The 5,751-nt window shown below is 71.0% G+C and carries 7 protein-coding genes; 3 read left to right on the top strand and 4 right to left on the bottom strand.

The genetic code is table 11. The features are described from left to right. The coding region (locus FUT87_RS24270) for a cache domain-containing protein (protein WP_147242652.1) at positions 1-939 on the bottom strand (939 nt) is incomplete at its 3' end. Positions 940-1,034: 95 nt separating this feature from the next. Here FUT87_RS24270 and FUT87_RS24265 point away from each other — a divergent pair. Further along, the gene (locus FUT87_RS24265) at positions 1,035-1,727 is read left to right on the top strand and encodes a heavy metal response regulator transcription factor (RefSeq protein WP_147242651.1); all 693 of its coding nucleotides are present in this window, start codon (positions 1,035-1,037) and stop codon (positions 1,725-1,727) included. Here FUT87_RS24265 and FUT87_RS24260 read toward each other — a convergent pair. Then, positions 1,700-2,653, bottom strand: coding sequence for a DUF4886 domain-containing protein (locus tag FUT87_RS24260; RefSeq protein WP_147242650.1), 954 nt, complete (start codon positions 2,651-2,653; stop codon positions 1,700-1,702). The two genes, FUT87_RS24265 and FUT87_RS24260, sit on opposite strands and share 28 nt — an antisense overlap. Before the next feature lie 325 nt (positions 2,654-2,978). Between FUT87_RS24260 and FUT87_RS24255 the strand changes: the two genes are divergently transcribed. Next, positions 2,979-3,770, top strand: a complete 792-nt coding sequence (locus tag FUT87_RS24255; protein ID WP_147242649.1) for a Crp/Fnr family transcriptional regulator — start codon at positions 2,979-2,981, stop codon at positions 3,768-3,770. A 215-nt stretch (positions 3,771-3,985) separates the two neighbouring features. Here FUT87_RS24255 and FUT87_RS24250 read toward each other — a convergent pair whose 3' ends face one another. Beyond that, positions 3,986-4,051, bottom strand: a complete 66-nt coding sequence (locus tag FUT87_RS24250; protein ID WP_255512001.1) for a hypothetical protein — start codon at positions 4,049-4,051, stop codon at positions 3,986-3,988. Next, entirely contained in the window at positions 4,045-4,785 is a 741-nt protein-coding gene (pepA, locus tag FUT87_RS29340) for a flocculation-associated PEP-CTERM protein PepA (protein WP_186830734.1), read from the bottom strand. The genes FUT87_RS24250 and pepA overlap by 7 nt, the downstream gene beginning before the upstream one ends. Positions 4,786-5,254: 469 nt before the next feature. On the opposite strand from pepA, the gene FUT87_RS24240 reads away from it, so the two are divergent. After that, positions 5,255-5,554, top strand: coding sequence for a hypothetical protein (locus tag FUT87_RS24240; RefSeq protein ID WP_147242647.1), 300 nt, complete (start codon positions 5,255-5,257; stop codon positions 5,552-5,554). The last annotated feature ends 197 nt before the right edge of the window (positions 5,555-5,751 follow it).

Below are 5,751 nucleotides of genomic sequence, written 5' to 3'. Positions count from 1 at the left end.
CAGGCGGCGCAGCGGCTCGGCGATCGCGCGGCTCATGCGCCGTGCCAGCACCAGCGCCAGCACGATGAAGACCAGCGACAGCGCCAGCATCATCGCGAACGCGGCCCAGGCGCTCTTGGCCAGCTCCGCCTGGCTCAGACCGATCAGCACCACCCAGCCGGAGTCCGGCGCGCGGCTGAAGGCGGTGAAGACCGGCTCGCCGTCGAGCGTGCGCAGGTCCACCACGCCTCGGTCGGCGCGGGCCAGGGCGTCCAGCATGTCGCCGGTGGCGCGCTGCCCGACGCGGCGTTCCGGCTCGCGCGTGCGGGCGATGACGGCGCCCTGCCCGTCCAGCACCACGCCCAGCCAGCCGGCGGGCAGCGGCTGCTGGCGGAAGATCTGCTGCATCTCGCTGACCGGACTGCCCAGGCCGAGGAACATCGCCTGGCCGGCCACGGTCACCGGCACCCGCACCGCGAAGCTGGGGCGACGGTCAACCGGACCGAGATAGAGGTTGGAGACGATCAGCCGGCGGCGCGTGTCGATGCCGCCCGGGAAAGCCGCAGCCGCCGGCAGCGGCTGCCCCCAGGCGACCCGGGTGTTGAGCAGTTGCCGGCCGTCCGGCGCCGTCAGCACGATGGTGCTGGGCGTGCCGGCCACGAGCCGCGTGGCCTCGCCATGGAACTGCGCCAGCCGGCCCTCGGCCAGGCTCGGGGACACGCTCAGGGCCTGCAGCAAGGCGGTGCGCACCGCCATCTCGCGGTCGGTGACCAGGCTCAGCGCCTCGGCGGTCTCGGTCGCGGCGGAGACGGCCGCGCGCCGTTCGGTGTGGAAGACCGCCATGCCGGCGATCACCGACAGCAGCAGCGTCGGCAGCACGATCAGCCAGACCATGGCGCGCAACTTGCCGCTGACGGACCCGGCGCGCGGCGCGGTGGAGGTCGGGGTCCGGTCGGGCATGGTGCGCGATTCTAGGCGCGGGCCCGGGCCCTTGACGGTGTCCTCACACCCCCGATCCGGGGCCACGCGACCATGACCTGCCAGGGAGGGCGGCGATGAAACTGCTCGTCATCGAGGACGAGGACAAGCTCGGCGAATACCTGCGCGGCGGCCTCACGCAGGAGGGCTTCGTCGTCGACCTGGTGCGCGACGGCGTCGACGGCCTGCACCAGGCCAGCGAAGGCGCCTACGACCTGGTGCTGCTCGACGGCGTGCTGCCCGGCATCGACGGCCTGGCCGTGCTGGCCGCGCTGCGTCAGCAGGACCACACCCGCACACTGCCGGTGCTGATGCTGACGGCGCGGGCCGAGGTCGAGGACCGCGTGCGCGGCCTGCAGGCCGGCGCCGACGACTACCTGGTCAAGCCTTTCGCCTTTTCGGAACTGGTGGCCCGCATCCAGGCGCTGCTGCGGCGCGCCAGCGCGACGCCGGTGGCCGAGGCCACCGTGCTGAAGCTGGCCGACCTGGAGCTCGACCTGCTGCGCCGCAAGGCCCACCGCGCCGGCCAGCGGCTGGACCTGACGGCCAAGGAGTTCAGCCTGCTCACGCTGCTGCTGCGGCGCCAGGGCCAGGTCTTGTCACGGACGGAGTTGGCCGAGCAGGTCTGGGACATGAACTTCGACAGCGGCACCAACGTCGTCGAGGTCGCCGTGCGGCGCTTGAGGACCAAGCTGGACTGGCCCTTCGACGCGCCGCTGCTGCACACGGTGCGCGGGATGGGCTACGTGCTGGAGACGCGCGAGCCCTGAGGCCGCCGGCGCCACCACGCCAGCAGCCCCAGGCCGCCGGCCAGCATCGCCCAGCTCGACGGCTCGGGCACCGGCGCCGCCAACTGCTCGAAGGCCAGCTGCTGCATCGCCGTGGCCTGCGCTTGCGAGATGCCGAGTTGCGCCGCGGCCGTCTCCGTCGCGCCCAGGCTGCGCGGGTCCAGCCCGGTGATGCGGCCGAAGATCGTCAGCGCCTCCAGGTAGCTGCCGAAGCGGCTCGCGTGGTAGTTGTCGTCGGCCCAGAGCTTGACCGTGCCCGCGTCGATGCCGTCATAGGGATTCGCGTCCGCGAAGCCCTGCGCCATCGCCCGGTTCCAGGCCAGGCCCACCGGGATCACGCCATCGATGTGCTCCGACGCCAGGTCCGCCTGCTGGTAACCGGCGTAGACGTCCCGGGCCATCTGGTAGATGGATTCGCCGTACCAGGCGCCGCTGGGCGGATAGGTCTGGTCGGCGCGCGACCAGGTCGCCATCAGGTTGATCTTCACGTCCGCGTTGCGGGCATGCAGCGCATCGGCCAGCAGGCCCGAGTACTGGATCAGCTTGGCCGGATTGCCGGGATCGGACGCGTCCAGCGTGCTGTAGCTCTGCAGCACCACGCGGTCCCAGGGCTTGTCGATCAACGCCATCTTGGTGTTGTAGTGCAGGTCCAGGCCGCTGCCGCCGACGGTCTCCAGGCTCACGTCGTAGTTCAGCCCCGCCTGCACGGTGAAGGCCTTGAACAGCGCGGGAATGCCGCCGATGCCGGTGCCGTTCAGGTCGGTGACCGAGCCGGGGTTGAACTGCATCACGGCCGAGCCCTGCGCGTAGGTGAAGCTGTTGCCGACGAACAGGATGCTCTCGGCCCGCGCCGCGCCGGCGGACAGCGCCAGCACGACGCCCGCGAGCGGGCAGAAGAATCGATTCATGGATGTCGTCCTCGGTGTGGAGTCGTTGAAGCGCGCCCGCGTCCAGGCCGGCGCCTCGCCCTTATAGGAAGCGGGACACCGTCCGGGAGGACCTCCCCCTAGATCGCTGTGCGGCAGGCATCTGCAAACTGGTGCGCCAGCGCACGGAAACGGCGCGTCCGGCCACACGGCACCGCCGCGCAGCGGTGTTCACGGGGGTTCGCACCCGATCCGGGCGCCATGACCGCCTACCGCTTGGCACCAAAGACACCGGAAATTACCTCAAGCGGGCACGGTGATTGCCATCTTGTCTGGTTGGAACGATGTCCAGTTCCTGGAGCTTTTGATGTCCCTGCCCGTTGCCGCAACTCCTGCCGCGTCCCAGCCGCGCGCGAATCTCCTGCTCGTGCAGATGCCCGAGGAGGATCAGGCCCGCTGGTCCGGACAGCTCGAAACCGTCGAGCTGCTCAAGGGGCGCGTGCTGTTCGAGGCCGGCGCTCCCGCGACGCATGTGTATTTCCCGATCACGGCCATCGTGTCGCTGATCCACACCACGCATTCCGGCGACTCGGCGCAGGTCGCGATGATCGGCTCCGAGGGCGCCGCCGGCCTGGCGGCCGCGATGGGCGGGGAATCGCCCGCCTGCCGCGCCGTCGTGCAGCGCGCCGGCCTGGCCTTCCGCATGCGGGTGTCGCTGGTGCGCGAGGAACTGATGCGGCCCGGCGGGTCGTCGCAGATGCTGCTGCGCTACCTGCAGTCGCTGATCTCGCAGATCGCGCACACCGCGGTCTGCAACCGCCATCACTCGCTGGAGCGGCAGCTGTGCCGCTGGCTGCTGCTGTGCCTGGACCGCCAACACGGTCACAACGAGCTGTCGGTCACCCAGGAGTCGATCTCCAACCTGCTGGGCGTGCGCCGGGAAGGCGTCACCGAGAGCGCCCAGCGCCTCCAGGCCGCCGGCCTGATCCGTTACTCCCGCGGACATATCGCGGTGCTGGATCGACCGGGGCTGGAAGCCCGGGCCTGCGAGTGCTACGCCCTGCTCAAGCAGGACTTCCAGCGCTTGCTGCCCCAGGACCCGGACGGCGTGAACGCGGCCACCTCTGCCACCTTCGCGCCCGTCGCCGTGCAGGCCTGAGGGCTTCTTCGCATCGCTTCAAAGCATCGCAGCGGACGTCCCGCCGAGGACGGGGCGTCGTCGAGCGCCTGTTGAACGCTCCGTGCCGCGCGCCACGGTGCCGGCCCGCACCGTCGCCGCGTCGCGCGTGTCGGTCCGGAGCTTCCGGGCACCCGCATGCCCTAGAGATCCGGACCCTGGACCTGGACCAGCCCCGGGCGGGACCGGTCGCACGATCACTTCTCCGTGCGGCCGCGACGGCGCGCCACGAAGCCGATGGCACCCAGACCGGCGATCAGCATCGCGTAGGTCGAGGGCTCCGGCACCACGGCGGCGGCGAAGTTGATCGAGCCGCGCCCTGGCGGATGCGGAAGCCACCGGCGAAGGGCTCGACCTGCGACGTCGTGTTGGAGAACGAGGTCAGCGCCAGGTCATACACCGGCAGCGAGGTCTGGAAGCCCGGCACCAGCCAGTTCAGCGTCAGCTTGGCGTTGGCCGAGGGGTTGAAGGTGCCGTCGCCCAGCGGCGTGGTCGCCACCGTGCCCAGCACCAGCGAGCCGCTGGCCAGGGCCACTTCGCCGGTCGCGCTTTCGGTCGGGGTGTTGCCCGCGAAGCCGAACGACGAGGTGCCGTTGTAGCCGTACAGGGTGTAGGTCAGCGAGGTCAGCGTGCCGACCGTGGACACCGAGCCCGGGTCACCGGCCTGCGTCAGCGTGCCGTTGCCGCTGAACTGGATGTAGAAGCCGTAGTCCGAGTTCAGGCCGTTGGACGGCAGCGTGGTGCCGCCGAGCTGGGCGGCGCTGATGGCCAGGTAGCCCGATTCGCTGAACGTGTTGCCGGCCCCGAAGGTGATGGTCGAGTAGTTCGACACCAGCAGGTTGTCGGCGGTGAAGGCCGAGCCGTTCAGGCCGGCGGTGGCCGGGTCCCAGGTGAACTGCGGCAGCGCGGAAGCGCTGGCGCTGACGGCGGCCAGGGCGAGGGCCAGCAGGGTGCGCTGGAACGCCACAGGCTTGCGGGAGAGCAAAGGCAGGGTCATGGTGGTTGCTCCGATAGAAAGATGTCCGCCAATCGCGGACGGCGCAGTGTCCCCAGGCGCCCCAGAGAGCGTCTGTACGTCCACCCACATAAAAACGGCCCCTCCCGGGGGCTGTACCCGGAAGGTGCGACGAACCACCCCCGGCGTGCCCGGAACGCCCCCGCGTTCGCGGGATGCCGCGTGTGCGCGACGGGCCACATCCCCGATGCCATCGGGGGCAAGTCGCGCTGCGGCGCCACGCGTCAAGGTGCGTCGGCATGCGTCGATATGCGTCGATGTGCTTCGGCATGTGCAGCCTGCAACGGCCTGCATCGGGATGCGTGGCCCGCATCGGTATGCGCGGCGTGCGCCGGCATGCGTCGATGCGCCTCGGCGCGAATTACTGCGCTTGCCCGGCGCTTTTCCGTGGCCGCATCGGCGCGGCCGCACCGGACAATCGCGCATCGCTTCCGACGCCCCTTCGCCCGCCATGTCCCAGCCTGTCCGCTCCGCCGCTTCCGCCGCCCTGACCTCCACCGCTGCCTCCGGCGTCGCGGGGCTGATGCTGGGCCAGATCGTGCTGGCGCTGGCGCTGCATCACAACCGCTCGGTGGAGGGACTGGGCTTCGCGCTCGTCTTCCTGCTGGCCGGCGGCGCCGCGGTGGCCTGCTTCCTGACGCACCGCCACCAGCAGCGCCGCCCGCGCCAGGAGCCCGCGCCGCTGCGCCTGTGGCTCATCGCACTGGCGGGCGGCGTGCTCGCCTCGATGCTAGTCATCGGCGCGCTCTGAGCGTCGTCGCTCCGCACCCCACGCGCGCCATGCGCGATGGCGATCGCCATCGATCGCCGCAGGACGGGCACACTCCTTGCCCTCGAGCCGCGATGCCCACCGATCGCCACGTCCGCACCTCTGCCACCGATGCCGCGCCCGCCCGCACGCGCGCCGCGTCGGCGACACGATCGAACTGCATTCGCCGACGCAGGCGC

The sequence above is a fragment of the Mitsuaria sp. TWR114 genome, from assembly GCF_007997345.1.
This window is presented reverse-complemented; position numbering and strand designations above follow the sequence as displayed.